The 26394-nt window shown below is 44.0% G+C and carries 27 protein-coding genes; 21 read left to right on the top strand and 6 right to left on the bottom strand.

Features of this window, described 5'->3' with window-relative positions; genetic code table 11:
* Positions 1-21 precede the first annotated feature (21 nt).
* The 4 genes from hemG to ACYVGZ_RS11465 form a co-directional block, all read right to left on the bottom strand.
* The gene (gene hemG, locus ACYVGZ_RS11480; protein WP_460755554.1) at positions 22-579 is read right to left on the bottom strand and encodes a menaquinone-dependent protoporphyrinogen IX dehydrogenase; all 558 of its coding nucleotides are present in this window, start codon (positions 577-579) and stop codon (positions 22-24) included.
* Between the two features lie 60 nt (positions 580-639).
* Positions 640-1737, bottom strand: a complete 1098-nt coding sequence (gene aguA / locus ACYVGZ_RS11475) for an agmatine deiminase (RefSeq protein ID WP_460755551.1) — start codon at positions 1735-1737, stop codon at positions 640-642.
* Between the two features lie 29 nt (positions 1738-1766).
* Positions 1767-2654, bottom strand: coding sequence for an N-carbamoylputrescine amidase (gene aguB / locus ACYVGZ_RS11470; protein WP_460755549.1), 888 nt, complete (start codon positions 2652-2654; stop codon positions 1767-1769).
* A gap of 189 nt (positions 2655-2843) precedes the next feature.
* Positions 2844-3779, bottom strand: coding sequence for a LysR family transcriptional regulator (locus ACYVGZ_RS11465; protein WP_460755546.1), 936 nt, complete (start codon positions 3777-3779; stop codon positions 2844-2846).
* A gap of 113 nt (positions 3780-3892) precedes the next feature.
* Here ACYVGZ_RS11465 and ACYVGZ_RS11460 point away from each other — a divergent pair, with 113 nt between their 5' ends.
* Positions 3893-4780, top strand: a complete 888-nt coding sequence (locus tag ACYVGZ_RS11460; RefSeq protein WP_460755543.1) for a DMT family transporter — start codon at positions 3893-3895, stop codon at positions 4778-4780.
* Here the strand turns inward: ACYVGZ_RS11460 and ACYVGZ_RS11455 are convergent.
* Positions 4772-5383, bottom strand: coding sequence for a TetR/AcrR family transcriptional regulator (locus ACYVGZ_RS11455; RefSeq protein ID WP_460755540.1), 612 nt, complete (start codon positions 5381-5383; stop codon positions 4772-4774). The genes ACYVGZ_RS11460 and ACYVGZ_RS11455 overlap by 9 nt on opposite strands.
* 113 nt (positions 5384-5496) lie before the next feature.
* Between ACYVGZ_RS11455 and ACYVGZ_RS11450 the strand changes: the two genes are divergently transcribed.
* Positions 5497-7518 carry an oxidoreductase gene (locus ACYVGZ_RS11450; RefSeq protein ID WP_460755537.1) on the top strand — a complete coding sequence of 674 codons (2022 nt, stop codon included), beginning with the start codon at positions 5497-5499 and terminating at the stop codon, positions 7516-7518.
* A gap of 9 nt (positions 7519-7527) precedes the next feature.
* Here ACYVGZ_RS11450 and ACYVGZ_RS11445 read toward each other — a convergent pair whose 3' ends face one another.
* Positions 7528-8040, bottom strand: a complete 513-nt coding sequence (locus ACYVGZ_RS11445) for a hypothetical protein (RefSeq protein WP_460755534.1) — start codon at positions 8038-8040, stop codon at positions 7528-7530.
* A gap of 230 nt (positions 8041-8270) precedes the next feature.
* On the opposite strand from ACYVGZ_RS11445, the gene iscR reads away from it, so the two are divergent.
* The 19 genes from iscR (at position 8271) to ACYVGZ_RS11350 (ending at position 26324) form a co-directional block, all read left to right on the top strand.
* Entirely contained in the window at positions 8271-8759 is a 489-nt protein-coding gene (iscR, locus tag ACYVGZ_RS11440; RefSeq protein ID WP_460755531.1) for a Fe-S cluster assembly transcriptional regulator IscR, read from the top strand.
* Between the two features lie 80 nt (positions 8760-8839).
* A complete protein-coding gene (gene sufB, locus ACYVGZ_RS11435) occupies positions 8840-10276 on the top strand; it encodes a Fe-S cluster assembly protein SufB (RefSeq protein WP_460755528.1) in 1437 nt (478 codons plus the stop codon).
* 11 nt (positions 10277-10287) lie between these two features.
* On the top strand, positions 10288-11073 hold the full coding sequence (sufC, locus tag ACYVGZ_RS11430; protein ID WP_460755525.1) for a Fe-S cluster assembly ATPase SufC: 786 nt from the start codon (positions 10288-10290) through the stop codon (positions 11071-11073).
* Between the two features lie 3 nt (positions 11074-11076).
* Positions 11077-12336 (top strand): Fe-S cluster assembly protein SufD, encoded by a 1260-nt coding sequence (gene sufD, locus ACYVGZ_RS11425; RefSeq protein WP_460755523.1) that lies wholly within the window; start codon positions 11077-11079, stop codon positions 12334-12336.
* Positions 12337-12347: 11 nt separating this feature from the next.
* On the top strand, positions 12348-13565 hold the full coding sequence (locus ACYVGZ_RS11420; RefSeq protein ID WP_460755520.1) for an aminotransferase class V-fold PLP-dependent enzyme: 1218 nt from the start codon (positions 12348-12350) through the stop codon (positions 13563-13565).
* A gap of 9 nt (positions 13566-13574) precedes the next feature.
* Complete coding sequence (locus tag ACYVGZ_RS11415; protein WP_460755517.1) at positions 13575-13925, top strand: HesB/IscA family protein; 351 nt, start codon at positions 13575-13577, stop codon at positions 13923-13925.
* 5 nt (positions 13926-13930) lie between these two features.
* A complete protein-coding gene (gene sufT, locus ACYVGZ_RS11410; RefSeq protein WP_460755514.1) occupies positions 13931-14461 on the top strand; it encodes a putative Fe-S cluster assembly protein SufT in 531 nt (176 codons plus the stop codon).
* 106 nt (positions 14462-14567) lie between these two features.
* Positions 14568-14993 (top strand): SufE family protein, encoded by a 426-nt coding sequence (locus ACYVGZ_RS11405; RefSeq protein ID WP_460755511.1) that lies wholly within the window; start codon positions 14568-14570, stop codon positions 14991-14993.
* A 21-nt stretch (positions 14994-15014) separates the two neighbouring features.
* A complete protein-coding gene (locus tag ACYVGZ_RS11400; RefSeq protein WP_460755508.1) occupies positions 15015-16163 on the top strand; it encodes an IscS subfamily cysteine desulfurase in 1149 nt (382 codons plus the stop codon).
* Positions 16164-16322: 159 nt separating this feature from the next.
* The gene (gene ndk / locus ACYVGZ_RS11395; RefSeq protein WP_460755505.1) at positions 16323-16730 is read left to right on the top strand and encodes a nucleoside-diphosphate kinase; all 408 of its coding nucleotides are present in this window, start codon (positions 16323-16325) and stop codon (positions 16728-16730) included.
* A 140-nt stretch (positions 16731-16870) separates the two neighbouring features.
* Positions 16871-17986 carry a dual-specificity RNA methyltransferase RlmN gene (gene rlmN, locus ACYVGZ_RS11390; RefSeq protein ID WP_460755502.1) on the top strand — a complete coding sequence of 372 codons (1116 nt, stop codon included), beginning with the start codon at positions 16871-16873 and terminating at the stop codon, positions 17984-17986.
* 75 nt (positions 17987-18061) lie between these two features.
* The gene (locus ACYVGZ_RS11385) at positions 18062-18787 is read left to right on the top strand and encodes a hypothetical protein (RefSeq protein ID WP_460755500.1); all 726 of its coding nucleotides are present in this window, start codon (positions 18062-18064) and stop codon (positions 18785-18787) included.
* A gap of 1 nt (position 18788) precedes the next feature.
* On the top strand, positions 18789-19757 hold the full coding sequence (locus ACYVGZ_RS11380) for a RodZ domain-containing protein (protein ID WP_460755498.1): 969 nt from the start codon (positions 18789-18791) through the stop codon (positions 19755-19757).
* Positions 19758-19765: 8 nt separating this feature from the next.
* Complete coding sequence (gene ispG, locus ACYVGZ_RS11375) at positions 19766-20878, top strand: flavodoxin-dependent (E)-4-hydroxy-3-methylbut-2-enyl-diphosphate synthase (RefSeq protein ID WP_460755496.1); 1113 nt, start codon at positions 19766-19768, stop codon at positions 20876-20878.
* Positions 20879-20887: 9 nt separating this feature from the next.
* Positions 20888-22165 (top strand): histidine--tRNA ligase, encoded by a 1278-nt coding sequence (gene hisS / locus ACYVGZ_RS11370; protein ID WP_460755493.1) that lies wholly within the window; start codon positions 20888-20890, stop codon positions 22163-22165.
* 57 nt (positions 22166-22222) lie between these two features.
* Entirely contained in the window at positions 22223-22864 is a 642-nt protein-coding gene (locus ACYVGZ_RS11365; protein ID WP_460755491.1) for a YfgM family protein, read from the top strand.
* A 2-nt stretch (positions 22865-22866) separates the two neighbouring features.
* The gene (gene bamB, locus ACYVGZ_RS11360) at positions 22867-23997 is read left to right on the top strand and encodes an outer membrane protein assembly factor BamB (RefSeq protein ID WP_460755488.1); all 1131 of its coding nucleotides are present in this window, start codon (positions 22867-22869) and stop codon (positions 23995-23997) included.
* A gap of 82 nt (positions 23998-24079) precedes the next feature.
* Entirely contained in the window at positions 24080-25417 is a 1338-nt protein-coding gene (gene der, locus ACYVGZ_RS11355; protein ID WP_460755485.1) for a ribosome biogenesis GTPase Der, read from the top strand.
* Between the two features lie 259 nt (positions 25418-25676).
* The gene (locus ACYVGZ_RS11350) at positions 25677-26324 is read left to right on the top strand and encodes a hypothetical protein (protein WP_460755482.1); all 648 of its coding nucleotides are present in this window, start codon (positions 25677-25679) and stop codon (positions 26322-26324) included.
* Positions 26325-26394: the final 70 nt, after the last annotated feature.

Raw genomic sequence — 26394 nt, 5'->3', positions numbered from 1 at the left:
TCTGTTTCTTCGGGCACATGGTTAACCTATAGGTTTTTCATTAACTTGGCACTGAGATTCATGTATTTGTTTGGTGAATTGTTTAACACTCTGCCAATCGGTAAATTCCGTATCTGTATTTGTGTCTGTAGGGCCTTTGGTCATCCACATAATGAAACGTATCATTTGTCGATCCAAGAAACTGTATTTAGGGTAGTTAAGTCGTCCTGCAAATACGCCTTTATGGTTCGGATGCCAGTCAACCTGATCTAAAAATTTGATCATATATGGGTTGGTGCCTGGTTGGTTTTTAAGTGCTTTTCTGGCCACTAGGTTAACAGTGAAAAAAGCACTATTTAGAGAGGACAAGGTTGCTTTATGTTGGTTAATAAACTCAGCCACATGAGCTTGGTGCTTACCGTAGCGAATACTCGCCCCAATAATGACGGTATCTTGGCCTGTTAAAGAGTCGGCATTGGCCTCAGCAATAGCTGATGTTTGCACTGTGTGGCCCAGCGCTTCCAGCTGAGAAGACATGGCTTGGCAAATTTTAATGGTTTGACCGTCAGTCGTGGAATAAAGTATTAAAGTTTTCGACATAGTAAGCTCGATATCATGATGGGTGAAGCTGCTAGTGAGTTCCTAAAAATGGGAGCATTGCTAGCGACACTTTTTGGGAACCTGCTGAGTAATACAGTGGATATTTCCCCCTCCTAATAAAATGTTGCGAGTCGCAACTCCGACAACTGTATGCTCAGGAAAAGCATTTTGCAAAATATCCAGTGCTTGTTGGTCAGTTTGATCATCAAGTAACGGTACAATAACCCTATTATTACTGATTAAAAAATTGGCATATGAAGCGGCTAATCTCTCCCCCGCCTGTCTTGCCATTAAACCGTTACTTTGTACGCTCCTAGCTTCTTCTGCCGTGACATATAATGGTCCGGGTAAGGGTAATTTTATGATCTCAAGATCTCGCCCTTTGGCATCTTGAGTTTGGCTTAAAATATGATAAGCGTGCTGACTAATCTCGTATTGGGGGTCGGTGTTGTCTTCACACCACGTCAGTGCTACAACGCCTGGGCGAATGACATGCATAATGTTATCGACATGGCCATTTGTCTCATCATTATAGAGCCCTTTGGTTAGCCAGATAACCTTACTCGCATTGAGGTATTGGCATAAGAAAGCCTCTATTTGTTGCTTGCTTAAATGCGGGTTGCGGCTAGGGTGGAGTAGGCATTCTTCGGTTGTGTATACTGTGCCTTCTCCGTCTAAATGAATTGAGCCGCCTTCTAATATGAAAGGAGCCTGATAATAGAGGTCTTCAGTTTGATTGGCCATTTGAGCGGCCACCAGATCGTCGTCTTGCCAGTTATCATATAAGCCGTCCAGTTCGCCTCCCCATGCATTAAACTGCCAGCTGACCGCTCGACGCTCACCTTGAGTATTAATTAAGTAGCTTGCTCCGATGTCGCGCATCCAGCTGTCGTTATAGGCCATTTCAATGACACGAATGGAGTCTGGAATGTCTCTTCTAGCTTGCCGTAGATAAGCTGGGTCAGCTATAAAGGTTACAGGGGTTGAATCGGCAATGGCATTAGCAACCGCAATGAACTCTTGTTGGGCGGGAATAGCCTGATCACGCCAGTTATCTTCCCTGAATGGCCAAGCCATCCACACCTGTTCTTGAGGTGTGTGTTCACCTGGCATGTAAAAGTTATCTTGTTGTGGAGTACTGATTAAGGCTTTTTTCACTGTCTGTGTCCCAAAAAAACACTGGCCGCTTATGAGCGACCAGGCGTTTTACCGTCTAGGGTCATTAGAGTGTCATAAAGAGCGGGACGACGGTCACGATATAAGCCCCAAGCTTGGCGTTGGAAAGCCAGCTCATCTAGGTCAAAGTCATGCACCAGAATGGCTTGACTGTGGCGGTCAGCTTTGGCAATGAGCTGCCCTGTTCCATCGGTAATGAAGGAGCTTCCAAAAAAGGTTAGTTCAAGATCACGGTACTTCGCTTGCTCTTTGCCAATACGATTTGATGCAATAACCGGGATTTGATTGGCAGCAGCATGTCCTTTCATGACACATTCCCAATGGGGTTGGCTGTCCAGTTCTGGCTGGCTGGGTTCACTTCCAATGGCTGTGGGGAAGAAGAGTAATTCTGCCCCTTGTAATGCCATACTACGGGCTGTTTCGGGAAACCATTGGTCCCAACATATGCCTACACCAATTTTTGCGTAGCGAGTTTGAAATACTTTAAAACCTGTGTCTCCTGGTGAGAAGTAGTATTTTTCTAAATAGCCGTCACTATCAGGAATGTGAGTTTTTCGATAAGTGCCGAGCACGCTACCATCAGCATCAATAATAGCGACGCTGTTATAGCGAACGTTGCCGGATTTTTCAAACCAGCTGAAAGGCAATACAACCTGCAACTCTTTTGCAAGTGCTTGGATACGTAAAAATGCTTTATTTTCTTCAAGAGTGGTGGCTAAGGAGTGAAATGACTCACTGATTTCAATGCAAAAGTAAGGTGTTTCAAAAAGCTCCTGCAGCAGAATGATCTGTGCTCCTTGCTCTGCCGCTTGGCGAACCAAGGTTTCAGCCTTTTGTAGGTTGTCTTCTAAATCCCAAGTGCATGCCATCTGGGTGGCTGCAACGGTCACTTTTTTCACAATAAATGCCTCAGTCTCAATCGAATAGGCTATTTGTAACGGTTTTTAGGTGATTATGGAAGCGTCATTTTAAGGTTTAATATGAGAAAGTGACTGGTGTCTAAATTTAGACATTTTTTTCATCAAGTTAAATAGTGCTAGGCAGGCCTAGCCTAATGATCGCCGATTTTAGAACTGAGCCATTTGGGATTATGTATGAAGGCTTCTGGCTTCGCTAAATAGCCAGTTCTTTAAATCCTGAATGCCGGTTTCTTTACGTCGGCTTTCTTTATAAGCAAGGAAGAATTCTGCATTGGTTTTAACACTGGCACAAGGCAGCCTAATTAAAGCTTGGGCTTCATCCGTTTCTCCCATCATATAGTCATTTACTAGAGCAATCCCTAACGAGTGTTTAGCCGCTTCATACACTAAGGCTAAGTGACTGAAACGGTGAAATTGACTCTTCGCAGGCAAGGTGACGTGGACATTTTTAAACCAGCGAACCCAATCCTCTGCATATTTGTCATATAAGCTGTGTGCCGTAATGAGTGGAAATTCCGCGAGTCGTTCAGGGCTTTTTGTGAGAATTTTTTCTAGCTCCATCATGCTGTTGCAATGGAAGGCATTTTTTATATTTTCCAGCATGGCTTGGCTGCATACCGGGAACAAGTTTTCCTGATAAAAGGGTTCGTAGGTAAATCCTCTTTTATTGTTCTCCACAGTAATAAAAAAGTCGCCAGTACGGTCAGAAAGTTCCGGTGCACCATGGCTCATTTCGATGGAAATATCCAAATTTGGATAAAGGCGCTTCAGATTTGGGAGGCGCGGAATTAACCAATATACGGCCAGTGAACTGTATACCAGCAAGCGTACTTGAGTTTTTAACGTGCCTTTTATTTGGTCTGTGGCCTGGGCAATTTGCGACAAGGACTGACTAATGGTTTCTAAATAAAGCTTGCCTTCATGTGTTAGCTCTAGGTGACGACCTTGTCGTAGAAAAAGCGTTTCTCCTAAGTGGTCCTCCAACTGGCGTATTTGGTGCGAGATAGCACTTTGGCTAACATTCAATTCGATGGCTGCTTGTGAAAAACTGTTAAGACGTGCAACAGCTTCAAAAACAGGCAAGGCTTTTAAAGGTGGCAGCATTTTAATATCCAAAAAACTAATACTTGGTTTAAATATATCATTTTATTTAATGTTTTTCAGTGGTTATTATTTGCCCCTTATTATTGTCGTCTTGTTGTGTTTAGGAGGTTTTCATGTTCGGTCAAACAGTGGGGAGTGCCATTTCTGTTTTGGTATTCGGCAGCTTGTTTGCCACCTTATGTGATGTGGTCATTAAGCTGGTAGGGGCAGATGTCGCCATTTTTCAGTTTAGCTTCTGGCGCGCGGCGTTTATGTGTGTTTTATTGTTGCCCATTGTGGCCTATTTAAGGGCGACAACAGGCGAAAAGTTCTCTTCTAAAGGCATTAAGGTTCATATCTTACGTGGTAACTTATGGGTTCTAGCAGCCGTATTATTGGTTGTTTCATTGTCAGAGTTGCCGTTAGCAACAGCCAATGCGGTATTTTATACCTCGCCTTTATTTATTGTGTTATTTGCAGGCCTTCTCTATAGAGAAAAGTTGGGTGTGGAAGTGCTTGCGGCTAGTATACTGGGGTTTGCTGGAGTGCTGTTAATTCTTAGGCCGACCCATATTAGCCTGGGTATGGTGAGCGCTATTTTATTCGCTGTTGTATTGGCTGCGAATAGCTTATTGATCAAAAAACTCCCTAAACAGCAAAGCATGTTTTACGGCCTTTTTGTTACCCAACTTTGCGCCTTACCTATGGCTGGCGGTTTGGCCTTTTGGGAAGGAGAGCCCATACAAAAGGAATTGTGGGTGTATGCGGCGTTATCGTCTATTTGCTCTATTGTTTACAGCGTGTCTTGTCTAGTGGCTTATCGTTATGTGGAGTCAAGTAAAGTGGCGAGTGCCGAATATTCAGGCCTTATTTTTGCCATGCTATTCGGCTGGTGGGTTTTTGGAGAAACACCTGATTTAGGGTTGTTTGTGGGCTCGCTCATGATTATTTTGCCCTTGCTGTATTTGGGGAAAAAGCAGAGCAAAAAGAACGCCGAGCCTGCACCACTCAATTCAATTTAAGGCATTTTCTTTAGTGCAAAGCATTTGGATCATTTGATCTATCATGGGTTTTTGATCTGTTTGGTCAAGGTAGACACCATCGATCATCAAACGAGCCAATCCGTGTAAGCCTGCCCAGGTGGCTTGTCCGGTTCTTAGAGGGGTATTGTTATTTGGCAATACTCCTTTTTTTTGCAGTTCTTCTACCCAGGTTAACCATAATTTAAAAGTCTGTTTAGACGCTTCTCGCAATGACTCTGTCGGAGTACCTGCTTTCCAAATGGCTCGGCCAAACATGAGGTCGTAAGTTTCACTGTTCAGTTTGGCGTAATCTAAATACTGGTAAACATACTTCTTGAAAGACTCATGGCTGACTTCCAATTGGCTTATTACATCACTGAGTTGTTGCTTTTGACTTTTGAAGCCTGTTTCAGCTAAAGCGCAGAGTAATGCATTTTTATCTTTAAAATGGTGGTAGGGAGCAGTGCGTGATACTCCTACTTGATCGGCGAGTTTGCGCATGGAAAGCGCTTCAGTACCAGAGGTCTTAATGATACTAGCTGCTTCGTTTAATAGAGATTGTGTTAAATCTCCATGATGATATTGATTCTTTAATTTTGTCATGCAGGTGATTAAATCCTTTTATCTTGACAGTGTCAAAATAAAGCCCTATCTTGACGGTGTCAACATTGCGATGGGCAGTCGCATTACAACAATAACAATGAAAGGGCAGTCACATGAGTCATTCTCAGTATCCTCATCTTTTTACACCGTTAGACCTAGGCTTTACGCAACTTAAAAATCGCATTCTTATGGGCTCAATGCACTTAGGCCTTGAGGAAATGAAGGGCGGCTTCGAACGTATGGCGGCATTCTATTCAGAACGAGCGAAAGGAGGAGTTGCATTAATTGTGACGGGGGGGATTGCACCAAATGCTGAAGGTGCGGTGCATGCCAGTGCGGCTGTCATGCAGTCTCAAGAAGATGTTGAGAAACATAAGCTAGTGACGCAAGCTGTGCATCAATACGATGCAAAAATTTGTATGCAGATTCTTCATACTGGGCGTTATGCCTATACCCCTAAAGCCGTTGCACCTTCGGCTATTCAAGCGCCAATTAACCCAATTAAACCCAAAGCGTTAACCGATGAGGAAGTTGAAAGCCAAATTAATGACTTCGTGCGGGCCGCTAAGCTGGCCCAGCAGGCGGGTTATGATGGTGTTGAAATCATGGGGTCGGAGGGGTATTTACTGAATCAATTTATTGCCCTTCGAACTAACCAAAGGGACGACAAATGGGGCGGTGAGTATGGGAACCGTGTACGCCTGCCTATAGCAATTGTTGAGAGAATTCGAGAGGCCGTAGGGGAGGCGTTTATCATTATCTATCGCCTTTCTATGCTGGATTTAGTGGAAGGTGGTAGTTCGTTGGATGAAGTTGTTGAGCTCGGTCATGCTATTGAAAAGGCTGGGGCGAGTATTATCAATACAGGTATAGGCTGGCATGAGGCGCGTATTCCGACCATCGCGACGAAAGTGCCAAGGGCAGCATTTACTTGGGTCACGGCGCGTTTACGTCAGTCTTTGACGTTGCCGTTAATTACCTCTAATAGAATTAATATGCCTGAGACTGCGGAAGAGGTATTAGCCAGAGGAGACGCTGATATGGTGTCAATGGCGCGGCCATTTTTAGCGGATCCTGAGTTTGTTGTAAAAGCCGAGCAAAATCGCAGCGATGAAATTAATACCTGTATTGGTTGTAACCAAGCTTGCTTGGATCATGCTTTCGTTGGCAAGCTAACCTCTTGCCTTGTCAATCCTAGAGCTTGTCATGAAACCCAGTTGCTAATCACCCCAACTGAACAAGTTAAAAAGATTGCAGTGGTAGGAGCTGGGCCTGCAGGATTAGCGTTTGCTACTACGGCCGCCCAAAGAGGTCATAATGTTACTTTGTATGATGCGGCAGAGCAGATAGGCGGTCAATTTAACATAGCTAAGCGGATTCCAGGTAAGGGTGAGTTTTATGAAACGCTGCGCTACTTTCAACGTCAACTTGAGTTAACCGGTGTGCAGGTAAACTTGAATTCATGGGTTGATGCTGAGAGTTTGGAAAGTTTGGGTTATGACGAGGTTGTCCTTGCAACCGGCATTAACCCGCGGACACCAGATATTGAAGGGGTGGATCACTCTAAGGTGTTAAGTTATCTGGATGTAATGGCGGGTAAACCGGTCGGGCAAAAAGTCGCAGTGATTGGAGCTGGCGGGATTGGTTTTGATATCAGCGAATATTTAATTCATACCAGTGAGCAGCAGAACTTGTCCATCGAAGAATTTATGGGGCAATGGGGGGTTGACATGACTCTCAGCGTTAGGGGGGGGGTAGAGGGTGTTAAGCAAAACTTTGTTAAAGCGCCACGAGAAGTGTATTTACTGCAACGCAAAAAGAGTAAGGTGGGGGCTAAATTAGGTAAGACCACAGGCTGGATTCATCGCACGGAATTGCAAAAGAAAGGAGTGACATTTATTGCTGAGTGCGACTATCAAAAAGTAGACGATCAAGGTCTGCATTTGAGCATTGCAGGGGAGCAAACTTGTCTTGGTGTTGATAATGTTATTGTTTGTGCAGGACAAGAGCCAAATCGAGCGTTAGCCGACCAGCTAAAGTGTGAAGTGCACTTAATTGGCGGTGCTGATGTGGCAAGTGAGTTAGATGCCAAGCGGGCCATTAAGCAGGGGACGGAACTAGGGGCTCAAATTTAGCGTTGAGCGTTACTGGGGAGCAGTGGGCTCCCCAGTTTTTAACAGTTTCAACAGATCTTCTCTTTCTAAACTGCCTTTTAAAGCCAAGTTAAGTTGTACTTGAAAGTCTTCATTCCATTTTTTTTCTCGTGGCGTAAATTTAGCGTGTTCATTCATTGCTTCCTTGAGTACTTTAATGAAAGCCTGAATGTTTCTTTCTTGGTCTATTAAGATGTGCTTGATGGCATCAGCACTGCTGTGGCGTAAATAGATTTTGAGTAATTCAGCCTCTTGTTCTAACTGCTCAATCGTTTGTTGCTGGCTGGTGACTAATGCTTGTAGTTCTAGCAACTTTTCATCTTGCGGCTTGTCTCGCTTGCTGGCCTGTGGTGTTACCTCAGGGGGCTTTTTCGATGTCAGAAAGAACGTGACCCCAGATGAAGTACCAAGACTGAGCAAAAAGCACAGTAAAAAGGCAATAGGCAGAGCTTTGCTTTTCTTGGGAGCGGGAGCTAAATCGTCGGTTTTGTTTGCGTCTGCCATGAATCTCAAACCTTTTGTTGTGATTTGTACAATAAATTTCTCCTATCTTGCAGTGAAGCGCAAGTATTTCCGCTTAGTTGAGGTTTAGTTTTTGATCGCGAGAGCGTAAAATATGGCGGCAAATTTTCATGTGGTTAATAACCTAGTGTTTTAGTCAGGTAAATACTTGATAAAAACGCTAGGTTTTGTGTATGATGCGCACTGAAATAATAGTCTTAATTGGATAGCCTATGCGCCTGACAACAAAAGGCCGTTACGCAGTAACTGCCATGCTTGACCTAGCGTTACATTCTGATCGCGGCCCAGTGTCATTGTCTGACATTTCGAATCGGCAAGGAATTTCACTTTCCTATTTGGAGCAGTTGTTTTCAAAATTACGTAAACAAGAGCTGGTTCAAAGTATTCGAGGGCCAGGTGGCGGCTACCGTCTTAGCCGAGGCCATGCTGATATTTTTGTTGCGCAAATAGTTGATGCTGTAAATGAATCTGTTGATGCGACAGGCTGTAAGGGGCGTAGTGACTGCCAAAGTGGTACGACTTGTTTAACTCATCATCTTTGGTGTGACTTGAGTGATCAAATTCATGATTTTCTAAGTCAAATTAGTCTTGAACAGCTGGTTAAGCGTGAAGATGTTCGTAAAGTGTCCAGCCGACAAGATAGACAAATCCGTTTAGAAGCGGCAGAGCAGGATAAGATCAACGCGGCCATTGTGGGCTAATGGCCTCTTTAGTTGAATTAAGTTAAATAAAACAACTATTTATATAGTCGTTGTTTTGAAATCTAAGTGAGTTTTTTAATATGACTGAGCAGATAGATAAGGCACTGGCAAGGGAATATGAGGCCGGATTTGTTTCTGACGTGGAATCAGAAACCTTTGAACCTGGCCTTAACGAAGACGTAATTCGACGTATTTCGGCCATGAAAAACGAACCCGAGTGGATGTTAGAATGGCGCCTGAACGCGTTCCGTATCTGGTCTGATATGGTGGAGCCTGATTGGGCGCACGTGGATTATCCAAAAATCGACTTCCAAGCCATTTCTTACTACTCAGCGCCTAAGAGCATGAAGGATAAGCCTAAATCTCTGGACGAAGTTGACCCAGAGTTGCTGCGCACATATGAGAAACTTGGGATTCCTCTAATCGAACAGCAAATGCTTGCTGGTGTTGCTGTTGACGCCGTATTTGATTCAGTGTCTGTGGTTACGACTTTCCGCGATAAACTAGAAGAAGCGGGCGTTATTTTTTGCCCGATTTCTGAAGCGGTTCACAAATATCCTGAGTTAGTCAAAAAATACTTAGGCAGTGTTGTACCCACAAAAGATAACTACTATGCCGCATTAAATTGTGCTGTATTTACCGATGGCTCATTTGTTTATATTCCAAAAGGCACGCGTTGTCCCATGGAGCTGTCGACTTATTTTCGTATTAATGAGCAAAACACGGGGCAGTTTGAACGCACACTGATTGTTGCTGATGAGGGTAGCCATGTGAGCTACTTAGAAGGATGTACTGCTCCACAACGTGATGAAAACCAGCTCCATGCAGCCGTCGTTGAGTTAGTAGCCCTTGATGACGCGGAGATCAAATATTCGACGGTTCAGAACTGGTACCCAGGTGATGAAGATGGCAAAGGTGGTATTTACAACTTTGTTACTAAGCGTGGCGTCTGTCATACCAATGCAAAAATATCATGGACACAAGTTGAAACAGGTTCTTCGGTAACTTGGAAGTATCCTAGCTGTATTTTGAAGGGTGATAACAGTATTGGTGAGTTCTACTCCGTGGCCCTAACTCGTGGGCGTCAACAAGCCGATACAGGGACTAAGATGATTCACCTTGGTAAAAATACCAAGTCGACCATCATCTCCAAAGGGATTTCAGCAGGCAAGAGTAACAACAGCTACCGTGGTTTAGTGCGTATGAACCCGGGAGCTCAAGGTGCGCGTAACTTTACTCAATGTGATTCTCTATTAATCGGAGATCAATGTGGCGCTCATACGTTCCCTTATGTAGAAAGCCGCAACCCCTCTGCCATTGTTGAGCACGAAGCCACGACATCTAAAGTAAGTGATGAGCAAATGTTCTTGTGTCAACAGCGTGGTCTGGACCCTGAAAAAGCCGTCTCCATGATTGTTAATGGTTTCTGTAAAGAAGTATTTAAAGAATTACCGATGGAATTTGCTGTTGAAGCCGGCAAGTTACTAGAAATAAGCCTTGAAGGCTCAGTAGGTTAAGGAATAAAAAAATGTCTAACGCAAACAGTTTGTTGACGATTAATGAACTACACGCAAGTGTAGAAGAAAAGAAAATCATTAAAGGGCTTAACCTAGATATTAAACCAGGTGAAGTGCATGCCATCATGGGGCCAAACGGCGCAGGCAAAAGTACCATGGGGTATGTGCTATCTGGACGTGATGGTTACAGTGTTGAAAGCGGCAGCGTAACCCTTGCGGGAGAAGACCTACTCGATATGGAAACCGAAGAGCGCGCTCGCGCAGGCTTGTTCTTGGCTTTTCAATACCCTGTTGAGATCCCAGGAGTGAGTAACCTTGAATTCCTAAAAGCCGCTGTTGATGCACAGCGAGAAGCTCGTGGTGAAGAAGCCGTAACATCTGCAGACTTCCTGAAGGAAGCAAAAGCGGCGTGTAAGCAAGTTAATTTGCCGATTTCTTTCTTGAAACGTGGTGTCAATGAAGGTTTCTCTGGTGGTGAGAAAAAGCGTAACGAGCTGATGCAAATGCTATTGCTGAAACCAAAGCTGTGTATTCTTGATGAAACGGATTCCGGCCTAGACATTGATGCTATGCAAGTGGTTGCAGATGGCGTGAATTCACAACGCAGTGCTGATCGCAGCTTCATTGTAGTGACTCACTATCAGCGCCTTTTAGATTACATTAAACCCGATTTCGTACATGTATTGGCTGACGGCAAAATTGTTAAAAGTGGCGATGCTTCTTTGGCTAAAGAACTAGAAGCGCAAGGCTATGCATGGTTGCAGAATGCACCTGCTGAAGACGAACTTGAGGGATAAAACATGAGTGAATGGTTATCTTCTGCTATTGCTCGCGGGCAAGCGGTCCAAGATTGGCTAACGCCAAATCGTCAAGTGGCGATTGAAACTTTGCAGCAGACATCTTGGCCAACTCGTAAGACAGAAGCTTGGCGTTATACTCCACTACGTGCTGTTGAGCGCAGCAAAGCATCAACATCTGTTGGTTTGGACGATTTATCTCCAGCGCAAGTTGCCGGTTTAGATGCCATTGAGTTGGTGTTTGTGAACGGTCAGTTTGATGCACAGCAGTCTACTCAAACATTACCTGCTGGCTTATCGATTACATTGGGCAGTCAGCTGGCCGGGGAAGCGCAACAGACTCTAGTGAGTCAATTGTCGCAAATTAAACCTCAGCGTCACTTGTTTGGACTGATTAACGACGCCTTAGCGCAAGATGTACTCAGTATTCGAGTGGCGGCCAATGCAGACATTCAGTCACCAATTCGTATCAGTTCTTTATTGAGTGCTGGAGTAGAAGCTCATACTCGCGTGCAAGTGGTTCTTGAAGAAGGTTCAAAAGCGACGATTATTGAAGACATGAATGGTCAAGGTGATACCTTAAATACCGGATTTGTAGAGTACGATATAGCCGTGAATGCCAACCTAGAACATTACCGTTTTGCCCTGTCAGTGGGCTCCAATGTTAATTTGGGTGGCAGCCACTTCAACCTTCATGATCATGCTAAAATGCACAGTACGTTAGTTGGTTTTGGTAGTGACTTATCACGTATCGATACTGACATTATTCATGCTGGTGAACATGCCGATGCTAAGCTCAACGCCATGTATTTATTGGATGGTAATGCCTTATTTGATTTGCATGCGACAGTGGAGCACGCCATGCCAAATGGCACGACGGAAGAGAATGTGCGAGGCATAGTGGCTGATCGTTCACGGGCAGTATTTAACGGTCGTATTCACATCCATAAAGACGCTCAAAAAACCTTAGCAGAATTGAATAACCGCAATTTGCTCATGTCAGATAAAGCTGAGATAAACACTAAGCCAGAGCTTGAAATTTACGCAGATGACGTGCGTTGTGCTCACGGTGCTACGATTGCTGAAATTGATAAGCAAGCCTTGTACTACTTGCAAACCCGCGGTGTGAGTCGAGCAAAGGCTCAAGTGATGCTGAACTTTGGTTTCATTAACGAGCTTATTGATCTAATGCCTAACCAAGCTTTGGCCGAGTGGATACGTCCTATTATCCGTGAGCGTTTTGCGCAAATGGAAGTGAATTAAGCGAGAATCTAATGAGTTTTGATTTAGCAGCGATACGCAGAGAGTTTCCTATTTTGCAGCGAGAGATTGATGGCAAACCATTGATTTACCTCGATAATGCTGCAACGACTCAAAAGCCCCAATGTGTTATTGATGCCTTAGTAAATTACTATACTCAGAGCAATTCAAATGTTCATAGAGGAGCGCATCGTTTAGCGGATGAGGCAACTAAGAGCTTTGAAGCAGCTCGTGATACTGTCGCTCGCTTTATTAATGCACCAGCACGTGAAGAGGTTATTTGGACTTCTGGAACAACCGAAGGCATTAACCTGATCGCGAATGGCTTAGGGCAAGTTTTATCCACTGGTGATGAAGTCATTGCCACGGGTATGGAACATCATGCTAACTTGGTTACTTGGCAGCAAGCTTGTAAAAAAGCGGGTGCTACTCTAAAAATAGTGCCAGTTACAGATGACGGGGAGCTGGATTTAGCTGTTTATGATGAGTTGCTAAATGAGCGCACGCGCTTTGTTGCCTTTCCACATATTTCGAATGCCCTTGGAACCATTAATCCAATTAAAGAAATGACGCAAAAAGCCAAAGCATTTGGTGCTTGGGTTTTAATAGATGGTGCTCAAGGGATCGCTCATGAGCCTGTGGATGTACAAGAAATAGGGTGTGATTTTTACGCTTTTTCAGGGCATAAAATTTACGCGCCGATGGGCATAGGCGTACTCTGGGGTAAAGCTGAAGTGTTGGCTGACTGGCCTGTCTGGCGTACCGGTGGGGAGATGATCTCAACCGTCACCTTGCAAGATGCTACCTGGAATGTTTTGCCGCACCGTTTTGAAGCGGGTACTCCCAACGTAGCCGATGCAATTGCACTTGGCGAAGCCATTCGTTGGCTTCAGTCGTTGGATCAAAAAGCCTTATATGAACATGAGCAGAGCCTTGTTAATCATGCTACGGCTTTAGCCAATGAGTTTGAAGGCCTTACTATTATAGGTAATGCGAAGCACAAGGTTGGTGTGTTGAGTTTTGTGCTTGAGCAAGGTCATCCAGCGGATATTGGCTTTCTGCTGGATCGTCAAGGTATTGCTATTCGTACAGGTGATCATTGCGCTCAGCCTTTAATGGCTCGGTTTGGTGTACCTGGTACCGCACGAGCTTCGTTCTCGGTGTATAACACCACTCAAGAAATTGATGCACTTTTCGCAGGCTTAGCAAAAGTGCGCGATATGTTAGCTTAGGAGAAGACAATGACGGCGGCTACATTTGACCCAAGCGCGAGTGTTACGTTAACGGCGACTGCGCAAAAATATTTTGCCTCGAAGTTAGTGAAACAGCCAGGTAAAATTATTCGTTTAAGCACTAAAGAAAGTGGCTGTACGGGTTTTGCCTATGTGCTAGATATTGTTGATCAGGCACAGCAAGGAGATGATCTGCTTCGTTTTGGAGACGTTGATCTGGCGGTAGACAGTGCCTCGGCCAAAATGTTGCAAGGTACAGAAATCGATTTGGTTCGAGAAGGAGTGAATCAGGTTGTTAAATTTAATAATCCTAACGTCGTGGCCGAGTGTGGTTGTGGCGAAAGCTTTAGTGTGAGTTAGATTGCATGCAAAAGATGGTGGTTACTCAGCGAGCTTGTCCCGCTCGCCGTGTTCCAAGTGGTGAGCCTGCGATCATTCCTGAAGGGCAGTTTATTACCATTAATCAAAGCCTAGGCGGTAATTATACCGTGACATGGCAGGGTAATATGTTACGTATTGATGGTACAGACGCAGAAGCCGTTGGTCAGCAGCCAGAAGTGTTGGATTTTGCTTCTCCTGCGGATGAAAAAATCAGCGAAGAGCAAGTTTGGCAAGCATTAGACAGTATTTTTGACCCTGAAATTCCAATCAGTTTGGTGTCTTTAGGCTTGATCTATAAAGTCACCGTGAATCAACAAGACAAACTGGTTGATATTCAAATGACCCTAACGGCACCTGGTTGTGGCATGGGGCCTGTTTTAGTGGGCGATGTTGAATATCGTGTTGCTAAAGTGCCAAACGTTGAAGGTGTTAAGGTAGAGTTGGTGTTTGATCCACCTTGGTCACGAGAGATGATGAGTGAAGAAGCGCAGTTAGAAGCGGGTCTGTTTTTTTAATCCCTTGCTCAACTCGCGTTATAAAAACGACCTTAATTGCCTTAAGGTCGTTTTTGTTTGTGTTAAGACTAGCTTGTAAAAAACATAATGAATTTAAAGAGGGTGTATGTCTTTACCTACTACAGAAGAAATTATTGAAGATATTGAGTTTTTTGATGATTGGGAAGATAAGTACAAATACATTATTGATCTAGGAAAATCCTTGCCTGAATTTAGTGACGAGTGGCGCACCCCAGAACGTTTGGTGAAAGGGTGTCAGAGTAATGTTTGGATTCAGCCTGGTGCAGAGCAAGATGCTCAGCAAGGTGAAGTATTGACCTTTTCGGTAGACAGCGATGCCATTATTGTACGTGGCTTGCTAGGTTTGGTGATGGCGGCTTTTGATCGCAAAACACCGCAACAAGTCTTGTCTTTTGATATCGAACAATATTTTCAAGATCTTGACCTAGAGCGCCATTTGAGCCCAACTCGAGGTAATGGTTTACGCTCGATTGTTTCCCGTATTCAAACGATAGCAAAAGCAGCGGTTTAGCTGCCACCCCATGGAGTTTACATGATTCAACCTGTATATCTTGATAACTCGGCTACGACACCTGTTGACCCTCGTGTGGCTGAAAAAATGATGGCCTGTCTTACCCAAGAAGGGAACTTCGCCAATCCTGCATCTCGTTCACACCTTTTTGGTTGGCGAGCAGAAGAAGCTGTGGAAGAAGCTCGGGCGCAGGTGGCTAATTTGATTGGCGCAGATACAAGAGAAATCGTGTGGACATCAGGTGCAACGGAAGCGAATAATCTTGCTTTAAAAGGTGTTGCCCATGCTTATAAGCAAAAGGGGCGTCATATCATTACCTCCATGATAGAGCATAAAGCGGTATTAGATCCTTGCAAGCAATTGGAGCTAGAGGGCTTTGAGGTTACCTATCTCACTCCTTCAAAAGAAGGCATGATTACCCCAGAGCAAGTTGCTCAAGCTCTGCGTGAAGACACTATTTTAGTGTCACTTATGCATGGCAATAATGAATTAGGAACATTAACTGACATCGCTTCCATTGGTGAATTAACTCGTCAGCATGGGGTGTTTTTTCACGTAGACGCTGCCCAGACAACAGGTAAAGCTGCAATCGATGTGCAGGCGATGAAAGTAGATTTAATGTCACTTACTGCACACAAAACTTATGGTCCCAAAGGCATTGGTGCTTTGTACGTGCGTCGCTCTCCGAAAGTGAAGTTAGTGGCTCAAATTCATGGTGGTGGACATGAACGCGGCATGCGTTCTGGTACCTTGCCAACTCACCAAATTGTGGGAATGGGGCAAGCTTTTCACCTAGCGCAGCAACAGATGCAAGAAGACAGCTCGCGTATTGCTTTGCTTAGAGACCGTCTTTGGAGCGCGTTAACCCAGATTTCTGGGGTGCATTTAAACGGTCACCCTGAGAACAGAGTTGCGGGTGTGCTCAATGTTGGGTTCGAAGGTGTCGACGGTGAGGTGTTGCTCATGTCTCTTAGTGATGTGGCGGTATCTTCAGGGTCGGCGTGTACATCAGCAAGTCTAGAGCCCTCTTATGTGCTGCGGGCAATTGGTTTGAGCGAAGAATTAGCACACAGTTCTTTGCGCATTTCTGTTGGGCGTTTTACGACACAAGAAGAAGTGGATTTTGCGGCTAAGACCATTACTCATGCTGTGACTCAGCTACGAGGTTAATTTTTCTCTTAAAATGTGAATTTTCTTCGATAATGACTAAATAATGTTCAAAAGAGCATACAATTTTCATAAATTGATGCGTATAATCCACGCGCTAATCTTTTTGTCCTAGAGCTTGCGAAAGGCAACCTCTAATAATTGTTAATTTGGAGTTATACCATGGCGTTAGAACGCACTCTTTCTATCATCAAACCAGATGCTGTTGCTAAAAATGTGATCGGTGAAATCTACACTCGTTTTGAGCGTTCAGGTCTTAAAATTGTTGAAGCAAAAATGATTCAACTAGACGACGAATTAGCTGGCGGTTTTTACGCTGAGCATAAAGAGCGTCCATTCTACAAAGACTTGGTTGCTTTCATGACGTCTGGACCAGTTGTGGTTTCTGTTCTTGAAGGTGAAGATGCGGTATTGCGTCACCGTGAACTAATGGGTGCAACTAACCCGAAAGAAGCTGCAACAGGCACTTTGCGTGCAGATTACGCAGCATCTATCGATGCTAACGCTGTTCACGGTTCTGACTCTGCAGAATCTGCTGCACGTGAAATTGCTTACTTCTTTGGTAAGTAATCGCTAGACGTTTTAACAGCGTCGGCAATGTGAGAAACGGGCCTAGGCCCGTTTTTTTACAGAGGCTTCTGAAAAGGTGCACCTTTTCAGAGGCTTTTTTCGTTTATACTTAATGCTCTATTTGGCAAGTGATTTAAATTATGACTGACATTAAAAAAGTGAACCTTCTTGGTTTATCCCCACAAAAACTCATTGAGTTTTTTGAATCCATCGGTGAAAAGAAATTTCGTGCGACACAAGTAATGAAATGGATCCACCAAAAGGGGGCTGAAAGCTTTGATGAAATGACAGATGTTAGTAAAGCCTTACGCGCCAAATTAGAGAAAATATGCGAGATTCGTGCGCCGGAAGTGGTGTCTCAAAACATTTCTAAAGACGGCACGCGCAAATGGATTATTCGTACAGAAGGTGGTAAAAACGATTGTGTTGAAACTGTTCTAATTCCTGATGGCGACAGGGCTACCTTGTGTGTGTCTTCTCAGGTTGGTTGCTCTTTGGATTGCAGTTTTTGTTCTACAGGTAAACAGGGGTTTAACCGAAATCTCACTCCAGCAGAAATTATTGGTCAGGTGTGGATTGCCATTAAGTCTTTTGGCCCTATGGATCCTAACGGCCCTCGTAGAGTGACCAATGTGGTGATGATGGGGATGGGTGAGCCTTTGATGAACTTTGAGCCTGTAGTTGATGCCATGATTCTCATGATGCACGACAATGCATATGGCTTATCAAAGCGTCGTGTCACACTAAGTACTTCGGGCGTGGTGCCAAAAATTTATGAGCTAGTAAAGCGTACAGACGTGTCATTAGCTATTTCGTTACATGCGCCAAATAACCCATTGCGTAATGAGCTGGTGCCTATTAACAAAAAGTACCCTATTGCCGAGCTGCTAGAAGCATGTCAGCACTATTTGGATAACTTACCAGATAAGCGTCACATTACCATTGAATATACCTTGATGTCTGGGGTGAACGATAATGAAGAGCAGGCCCATGAATTGGCGCAACTGCTAAAAGACTTAGAATGTAAAATTAACTTGATTCCGTTTAATCCATTCCCTCATTCTGGGTATGACAAGCCTTCCAATAACAGAACTCGTCGATTCCAAAAAATTCTGGCAGATGCTGGCTATACTGTTACGGTACGAACCACTCGTGGTGATGACATTGACGCGGCTTGTGGTCAGTTAGTCGGGGATTTTCACGATAAGACCCGTCGGAGCCAAAAATACATTGAACTTAGAGAAGTAAATAACTAGCGCACTATTACCTCAAGGATGAGGTGGTTGCTTTAGCAGATGCTTCTCTAACATGAATGACAAGGATGTCTATTTATGTGTCTTTTTAAATCTTTTGTTTGTGTTTTCTGTGTGTTTCTTTCGGCTTGTAGTCATCAAGCATTGCCTTCACAACATGCTGATGCTTCTTATCAACAAGCGTTGCAACGGGCTCAAACTTACCTTCTTTTAGGGCAATGGCAAGGAGCCAAGCAACAATTGAATCTTGTGCCTAAGTCTTTCTATAACCTTAATTATTGGCGTTTAACGAGCTTATATTGGCTTAGTGTGGGGTCAAACGAACAGGCAATAGAAAGCCATCGTGAAGCCTTAACCCTGTACCCAGACGACGCGTTTTTATTGAATAATTATGGCACGTTATTAGGGGCGAAAGGGCTCTGGTCCCAAGCGTGTGCGAAGTTTGAAAAAGCCCGGAAAAGTGCCGTTCCACGGGGGCAGTCTGTGTGGTTGAATTTATCTCGCTGTGCCCTTCGTCAAAAAGATGTAAATTTAGCAACTTTATATATTAAACAAGCAAAAGAAATTGCAGATTTGCCTCTTATAGGTTTGATGACAGAGCTCAATCTTGCTTTAATACAAGGCCATATAGAAAGCGCTCGCCACATTTTAAAAAATATTCAGGCGAATAAGAAAAATGCACTCACATCCGTGCATTTTGACGAGTTTCATTGTCTGTCGCGACAAGTATCTGTACGCGAGACTGACCTTACACGAAATCCGTCTGCGAGCCCGTACATCTGCCTGAATGATTCAAGGTATTAGCATGACAACTGACACATACAACGAAGCTTCTGAAAGAGAAGCAACAGTCGCTTCTTTTGATATTGGTGAAACTTTAAGCACACAACGTGAATCCCTAGGCTTAGATCAACGACAGCTGGCTTCAGAACTGAAGATTTCTATTGAGCAAGTGCGTGCCCTTGAAGCAAATGAGTTTAACTACTTTCGCTCCCCTACCTTTGTAAGAGGTTTCCTTAAAAGCTATTGTCGAGTGGTTCAATTGGATGCCAGTGTCCTGATTGCTGCCTTCAACAGTTTGCAGTCAGACGCAAAACCCACTATCCAACCAGTCGATAAAGTGAATAAACAGTCCCAACTTGGTGACCCCTTCATTGTACTGATTTCCATTGTCATTATTGCCGTTTTGGTATTTTTAGCCTTCTGGTGGCCTTCTTTTTCTAGTGACGAGGACAGTCTAGAAGAACCTTTGGACGCGGCTACTGAAACACAGGCGGAGGAAGCACAAGAAGATTTGTCCGTTTTGGCTGGTGTGCCTGCTCCGGTACAAGCTGAGGAACCCCTAGCCATTGATGCTAGCCAGTCAATCCCCAGTGAATCTCAAAGCGATCAGATCGATGTGGTGACGGGCTTGTCCGCTGAACAAGTTGCTTTGTTAAAAGAAGCGGGTGTTGAGGAGGAAGTGATCGCTTCTGCAACCAAGATACCAGAGCCTGAGGTTGAGAGTCCGGTAACACCAGTGGTGCCCGCTTACGATCATGAAATTGAAATGCAATTCGTTGCAGACTGTTGGACGGAAGTAAGAGATAATAACGGCAAAATTTTGTACTCTGGGGTAAAATCAGCGGGTAGTTCATTAACGCTGAATGGAGAGGGGCCGTACCGAGTGGTACTTGGCTTTGCTCGTGGAGTATCTTCATTGATTTATAAGGGAGAGGAGTTCGACTTTTCTTCTTATGTTAGCAAAGATTTGGCTCGTTTTGAGCTCAAGTAGAGAATAGTATGCATTTTGAATCTCCGATAAAGCGTCGTCAGTCTCGCCAAATTATGGTGGGGGATGTGCCTGTGGGTGGCGGAGCCCCAATCAGTGTTCAAAGTATGACGAACACAGAAACGTGTGATGTTGCCGCAACGGTGCAACAAATCCAAGCCATTACGGATGCTGGTGCCGATATTGTTCGAGTCTCTGTGCCGTCTATGGATGCAGCTGAAGCCTTTAAGCAAATTCGCCAGCAAGTGTCGGTTCCCCTAGTTGCGGATATACACTTTGATTATAAAATCGCTTTGAAAGTTGCGGAATACGGTGTTGATTGCTTGCGAATTAACCCCGGTAACATTGGTAATAAAGACCGTGTTCGAGCCGTAGTAGATAGCGCCCGCGACAAAAACATTCCTATTAGAATCGGTGTTAATGCTGGTTCTTTGGAAAAAGATTTACAGAAAAAATACGGCGAACCCACCCCTGATGCTCTGGTGGAATCAGCGTTCCGTCAAATACAGTATTTTGACGAGCTAGACTTCCATGAATACAAGCTTAGTTTAAAAGCCTCTGATATTTTTATGACGGTGGAAGCCTACCGCAAAATTGCCAGCCAAATAGATAACCCATTGCATCTTGGCATTACCGAAGCGGGAGGTTTGCGCTCGGGTACCGTGAAATCTTCCATTGGCCTTGGTTTGCTATTAATGGATGGTATTGGCGATACCCTACGTGTTTCTTTAGCTGCTGATCCAGTACAAGAAATCAAAGTGGGTTGGGATATGCTACGTAGTCTCAAATTACGTAACCGAGGAATCAATTTTATTGCCTGCCCAAGTTGTTCGCGGCAAAATTTTGATGTCATCAAAACCATGAACCAACTTGAAGAACGCCTTGAGGATATTACCGTTCCAATGGATGTTGCTGTTATTGGTTGTGTGGTAAATGGCCCCGGAGAGGCCAAAGAAGCCGACATCGGCTTAACTGGTGGTACCCCGAACAATCTTGTATACCAAGACGGTAAGCCAGAGAGTAAAACCAAGAACGATACCTTGGTGGATGATTTAGAAAAGAAAATTCGCGCGAAAGCGGCAGCAAAGGCTGAGCAAGAAGCGAACATTATAGCAAAGAGTTAAGGAACCCTAGTGGCACGTAAAATTCAAGCAATCCGCGGAATGAATGACATACTTCCAGGTCAATCCTCTGTCTGGTTGTACCTAGAGAACACCATAGCGCAAGTTGTTAAGTCTTATGGTTATCAGCAAATCCGTTTTCCTGTGGTTGAAAACACCGACCTGTTCAAACGCGGTGTGGGTGAAACCACTGATATTGTGGAAAAGGAAATGTATACCTTTGAAGACCGCAATGGTGAGTCTTTAACGCTACGTCCTGAAGGAACGGCTAGTTGTGTTCGTGCAGCAGATCAAGCAGGCTTGCTCTTTAATCAAGTGCAACGCCTTTGGTATGTCGGGCCAATGTTTCGCTATGAGCGTCCACAAAAAGGTCGGTATCGCCAGTTTCATCAGATTGGCGTAGAAGCTTTTGGTATGAGTACTGCTGATGTAGATGCTGAGTTAATTATTCTATCGGCCCGCTTATGGAAGCAACTTGGCTTACTGGAGCATGTGGAGCTACAACTCAATACTATTGGTTTAGCGTCGGAACGTGAAACCTATAAAGCAGCCTTGGTAGAGTATCTAACCCAATTCAAAGATCAGCTTGATGAAGACAGTCAACGCCGCTTGGCAACAAATCCTTTGCGGATATTGGACTCTAAAGATGCCTCAACCCAAGCAGTTTTAGTTGATGCGCCTAACTTAGAGGACTTTATTGGTGAAGAGTCTCAGTCTCACTTTGATCACTTGCAAGCTTTATTGAAAGCGAATGGTATTTCTTATGTGATCAACCGCCGACTTGTTCGCGGTTTGGATTACTACGGCAAAACCGTTTTCGAATGGGTAACGACTCATCTTGGTGCTCAAGCAACTGTCTGTGCGGGTGGGCGCTATGACGGTTTAGTTGAGCAGTTGGGCGGTAAGTCAACGCCTGGTGTAGGGTTTGCCATGGGCGTAGAGCGTTTGGTGCTGCTACTTGAAACGCTGGATTTAATACCAGCAGACGCGCAACATCAAACGGATATTTTTATTGCCAGCTTTGGTGAAGATGCCCAGATAGCTTCAAGTGTGTTGGCTGAACAGTTGCGTTCTGCGCAGGGTGATTGGACAGTATTACGCCATTGCGGTGGTGGCAACTTTAAAAACCAAATGAAAAAAGCAGATCGATTCGCCGCTAAATTTACCTTGATCTTAGGGCAGGATGAAGTCGATCAAGGAATGTGCCAAGTTAAAAATATGGCAACCGGAGAGCAAACTGAATGTCAGCAGCAAGAGGTTGCGGCATTTTTAGAAACGTTAATAAATTAGTCATTAGTTTCTTGTTAATTACTATTATGAGAATGAAAATTAAGTTGGGGAAAATCCATGTCTGAATTGAAGACAGAAGAAGAACAAATTGAAGCATTTAAAACCTGGTGGAAAAAGAATGGTACGGCACTCATTATTACCGTGGCTGTTGCAGTAGGTGGTTATTTTGGTTTCCAGGCGTGGCAGACCAGTAAAGCGAACCATGTGGCAGAGGCTTCTGATCTTTACCAAAATATGGTTCAAGCATCTGCAGATTTAACTAACGAAGATAATCAAAAAACGGTTTCCTTTATTGCTCAGCAATTAAATGATGACTATAGCGATACCGGCTACGCCATGTTTGCTAAGTTGTTTGTGGCACGCTTAGATGCAGAGCAAGGTAATTATGATCAAGCTGTGGGAGCTTTAAAAGAAGCTGCAGCACAAACGGAAGACGAGTCTTTTCGTGCTATAGCTCAATTAAGAATTGCGCAATTGTTATTACAGCAAGAAAAGTTCAGTGAATCCTTAGCGCAGTTAGAAACCGTAACTGCGAGTGAGTTTGTTGCACAAAAGCAAGAGTTAATGGGTGATATTTACTTGCAGCAGGGGAAGCGTGATCAAGCAAGAGAAGCGTATCAAACCGCCAAGAATGCGCTTGTAGGTGGAACTAACCATCCGTTATTAGAGATTAAACTGCAAGATTTAGTGAAGGGTTAATAATGAGTAAGTCGCTTTTAGTTGTAGCACTTTCAAGCCTATTATTATTGCAAGGCTGCTCTAATGCTTTGCCAAAACCAGATGCTATTGATACGCAAGTGGTACTAGATACCGATTGGCGTATTGGAGTTGATGGATATTATGGTAAGAAAGGGGAGCGGCTCAACTTGTTAGCTCAAGAACAAACGCTTTATTTTATTACGGACTTAGGGACAATTTATCAAGTCGATCAAGAAGACGGCCGTAAAGAAAGCATTGTTTATACTGGCTTCTCCCCTAGTACTGGGGTAACTCGCAATCAAGATACTTTTTATTTTGGTACTCATGATGCTGAAGTAGCCGCCGTTTCAACCGCGACTGAAACCGTGCTGTGGCAGCGCCCTATGAGTTCAGAAATCTTATCTGAAGTCGCATATGCGGCGGGTAAACTTGCCGTACAGACTGCCGACGGCTGGTTGAGTGTGTTAGATGCTCAAACAGGAAATACCTTATGGCGCGTAAAAGAAGATTTACCAGCCTTAACGGTTAGAGGTACAAGCGTTCCCGTTATCGCACAAGGCCGTGTAATTGCTGGAACGGCGCTAGGTGAGCTAAAGGCGTACGACCTTAATACTGGTAATGAGCTTTGGTCATTCGAAGTAGGTAAACCGGAAGGGCGATATGAAATAGAGCGTCTTAGTGATGTAGATGGCCGTGTCGTTGTGCAAGGCGGTATTGTCTATGCGGTTGCCTATAACGGTACTCTTTCAGCCTTGTCCCTAGAAAGTGGTCGTCCTATTTGGCAACGAGCTGTATCTAGTGCTTCAGGTGTTGCTTTACAAGGTGATATCTTGGCTGTGACTGATGTTAGCAGTAAAGTGCTGGCCTTTAATGCAAAAAACGGCAATCAAATCTGGGAAAATGATACACTTGTCGACAGAGATTTGCAGTTGCCTATTTTTGTAGGAGAATACGTTGCCTTAGTAGATCGCGGTGGTTATATTCACTTGCTTAATTTAGCAACAGGTGAGGTTGAAGGCAGAAGAATTTTAGATGAAGACGTGCTACTTGGCGGGCGTATGGTGTCAAATGGGCAGCAGTTATTTGCAATGACCCCAACGGCTAACCTTGTCGCTTTTCGTTACCGCAAATAAGCAAGCTTCATAATTAAGTGATAGTAAGCGGCTGCCACTCCGGTTGGGGTGGCAGCCACTTTGTATTTATAAAGGTAGAAAAATGATCCCAGTTATTGCATTGGTAGGTAGACCCAATGTTGGAAAATCCACTTTGTTCAATCGATTGACGCGCACTCGTGACGCCTTGGTAGCAGACTATCCAGGTTTAACCCGTGACCGTAAATACGGTGATGCTAAGTTGGCTGAGCACGAATTTATTGTTATTGATACCGGTGGAATCAGTGGTGATGAACAGGGTATTGATGAAAAAATGGCGCGCCAGTCCCTCTTAGCTATTGAAGAGGCGGATGCCGTGCTGTTTTTGGTTGATGGCCGCCATGGCTTGAACCCTGCAGATGTAATGATAGCAAATCATTTACGACGTTCTAGTAAGCCAGTTTCCCTTGTGGTGAATAAAACCGATGGTATTAACGAAGACATTGCCTTAGCAGATTTTTATTCTCTTGGCTTAGGTGAGTTGCACCCAATTGCTGCAGCTCATGGTAAAGGTGTTCATAAACTTGTTGATCAAGTTATGTTGCCTTTCGCTGAACAAGTGGCAGAAGCAAAAAATGAAATAGATCTGTCTGCGCGTGGTATACGAATTGGCGTAGTTGGGCGTCCTAATGTTGGTAAGTCGACTTTAGTAAACCGCATGTTAGGTGAAGACAGAGTGGTGGTTTATGACATGCCTGGCACGACTCGTGACAGTGTTTATATCCCTTATGAGCGTCACGAAAAACAATATACCCTAATTGATACCGCAGGTGTTCGCCGTCGTAAACATGTTAAAGAGGCGGTTGAGAAGTTCTCGATTGTGAAAACACTGCAAGCGATCCAAGATGCCAATGTGGTTATTGTTGTTATCGATGGGCATGAGGATCTGGTGGAACAAGATCTACACATGATTGGTTATGTGTTAGATGCAGGTCGTGGTGTCGTGATTGCAATTAATAAATGGGATGGCTTGGCGAAGGACGAACGAGAGCACATTAAGAAAGAAGTCGAGCGTCGGTTAGGTTTTGTGCCTTATGCGAAAGTTCACTACATTTCTGCTTTGCATGGCACTGCGGTCGGTGACCTTTACGATACGATCGAAAGTACCTATGAATCCTGTTATGCCAAATGGTCAACTAACCGCCTGACTAGAATTTTAGAAGGTGCTGTCAGTGAGCATCAGCCGCCATTGGTAAATGGGCGCCGTATTAAATTACGTTATGCTCACCAGGGAGGATCAAATCCACCGCGTATCGTTGTGCATGGTAATCAAACACACGCATTACCTGGTAGTTATAAGCGCTATTTGGAAAATAAATTTCGAACCGTTTTGAATATTACGGGTACGCCAATTAGTTTTGAGTTTAACTCTTCAGAAAACCCTTTTGCGCCTAAAAAGTAGCGCTTCTCTAAAAAAACTGTGTTGCTCTTAATTCATAGCAACACGGTTTTTTGACTTCGTATTTATTAGATTTTCTTTTTAGTATTTTTCTTTTTAAAAGACAATCATTCTCAATATGCGTTCACACTCCTTACATATTTCTTTACAAAAGGTATAAAAAAAGAACTAAACCTGTAATGAAGGTGTCATTTTGTCATGATATATCGTTTTTGAATTAAGCTAAGTTTATAATCTCCTGCACTTATCGTAGGAGATGATTATGTTTATTGTGCGTTCTTTTTTATATTTAATTTTAGTGGCTGTCGTTGCTCAAATGGTAACTTTCGAAGGATTTAATCAGCTTACTAGCGCCCAATATAGTGAACACTCAATGACTGAATACTTGCAGAGCAGTTTATTGTTTGTCGGCTTTATCATGTTTTACTATGCCTCTAAGTTAAATGACGAACTTAAAGTTGCCATGAAACTGGTTACTGCTTTATTAGCTATGATGTTCGTACGCGAATTTGACGCAGTGCTTGATACCTACATGTTTGATGGTGCGTGGCAGGGATTGGTTCTGCTTATTATTGCTTCCACTTTGATTTCTTTACGCGGTGAGTTCAAACAGATTTATGCTTCCCTGAAGGCATATTCCTTGCAGCCTAGTTTTGGTAGTTTGCTAACAGGTATGTTAGTGGTTTTGGCTTTTTCCCGTTTACTAGGTCGCGGTGTTTTTTGGCAAGCAGTAATGGGAGACAACTACGTACGTGTGGTAAAAAATATCGTTGAGGAAGGGGTGGAAACTTTGGGCTACACCTTGGTGTTGATTGCGGCCACAGAAGTTCTAGTGTTTTGTTTTGCTAGCCAGAAACAGCTTGCAGCGGAACAAAGAAGAGCAGCCTTGTATAATCGTTTACACGTTTAGCAGCTATCTCAGACTTTAAAGCCCCAAGAGTGGATAGCTCTTGGGGCTTTTTTTGTTCTAAAAGGTGCGC

The sequence above is a fragment of the Marinomonas epiphytica genome (assembly GCF_054780655.1).
This window is presented reverse-complemented; position numbering and strand designations above follow the sequence as displayed.

Coding starts and splice junctions, on each gene's coding strand:
- der (WP_460755485.1), top strand. CDS start 24,080: ATGATCCCAGTTATTGCATTGGTAGGTAGACCCAATGTTGGAAAATCC.
- ACYVGZ_RS11380 (WP_460755498.1), top strand. CDS start 18,789: ATGACAACTGACACATACAACGAAGCTTCTGAAAGAGAAGCAACAGTC.
- ispG (WP_460755496.1), top strand. CDS start 19,766: ATGCATTTTGAATCTCCGATAAAGCGTCGTCAGTCTCGCCAAATTATG.
- ACYVGZ_RS11350 (WP_460755482.1), top strand. CDS start 25,677: ATGTTTATTGTGCGTTCTTTTTTATATTTAATTTTAGTGGCTGTCGTT.
- ACYVGZ_RS11400 (WP_460755508.1), top strand. CDS start 15,015: ATGATTCAACCTGTATATCTTGATAACTCGGCTACGACACCTGTTGAC.
- ndk (WP_460755505.1), top strand. CDS start 16,323: ATGGCGTTAGAACGCACTCTTTCTATCATCAAACCAGATGCTGTTGCT.
- ACYVGZ_RS11420 (WP_460755520.1), top strand. CDS start 12,348: ATGAGTTTTGATTTAGCAGCGATACGCAGAGAGTTTCCTATTTTGCAG.
- ACYVGZ_RS11365 (WP_460755491.1), top strand. CDS start 22,223: ATGTCTGAATTGAAGACAGAAGAAGAACAAATTGAAGCATTTAAAACC.
- ACYVGZ_RS11445 (WP_460755534.1), bottom strand. CDS start 8,040: ATGGCAGACGCAAACAAAACCGACGATTTAGCTCCCGCTCCCAAGAAA.
- rlmN (WP_460755502.1), top strand. CDS start 16,871: ATGACTGACATTAAAAAAGTGAACCTTCTTGGTTTATCCCCACAAAAA.
- ACYVGZ_RS11465 (WP_460755546.1), bottom strand. CDS start 3,779: ATGCTGCCACCTTTAAAAGCCTTGCCTGTTTTTGAAGCTGTTGCACGT.
- iscR (WP_460755531.1), top strand. CDS start 8,271: ATGCGCCTGACAACAAAAGGCCGTTACGCAGTAACTGCCATGCTTGAC.
- sufB (WP_460755528.1), top strand. CDS start 8,840: ATGACTGAGCAGATAGATAAGGCACTGGCAAGGGAATATGAGGCCGGA.
- ACYVGZ_RS11405 (WP_460755511.1), top strand. CDS start 14,568: ATGTCTTTACCTACTACAGAAGAAATTATTGAAGATATTGAGTTTTTT.
- ACYVGZ_RS11455 (WP_460755540.1), bottom strand. CDS start 5,383: ATGACAAAATTAAAGAATCAATATCATCATGGAGATTTAACACAATCT.
- ACYVGZ_RS11450 (WP_460755537.1), top strand. CDS start 5,497: ATGAGTCATTCTCAGTATCCTCATCTTTTTACACCGTTAGACCTAGGC.
- ACYVGZ_RS11385 (WP_460755500.1), top strand. CDS start 18,062: ATGTGTCTTTTTAAATCTTTTGTTTGTGTTTTCTGTGTGTTTCTTTCG.
- sufC (WP_460755525.1), top strand. CDS start 10,288: ATGTCTAACGCAAACAGTTTGTTGACGATTAATGAACTACACGCAAGT.
- sufT (WP_460755514.1), top strand. CDS start 13,931: ATGCAAAAGATGGTGGTTACTCAGCGAGCTTGTCCCGCTCGCCGTGTT.
- hemG (WP_460755554.1), bottom strand. CDS start 579: ATGTCGAAAACTTTAATACTTTATTCCACGACTGACGGTCAAACCATT.
- ACYVGZ_RS11460 (WP_460755543.1), top strand. CDS start 3,893: ATGTTCGGTCAAACAGTGGGGAGTGCCATTTCTGTTTTGGTATTCGGC.
- bamB (WP_460755488.1), top strand. CDS start 22,867: ATGAGTAAGTCGCTTTTAGTTGTAGCACTTTCAAGCCTATTATTATTG.
- ACYVGZ_RS11415 (WP_460755517.1), top strand. CDS start 13,575: ATGACGGCGGCTACATTTGACCCAAGCGCGAGTGTTACGTTAACGGCG.
- sufD (WP_460755523.1), top strand. CDS start 11,077: ATGAGTGAATGGTTATCTTCTGCTATTGCTCGCGGGCAAGCGGTCCAA.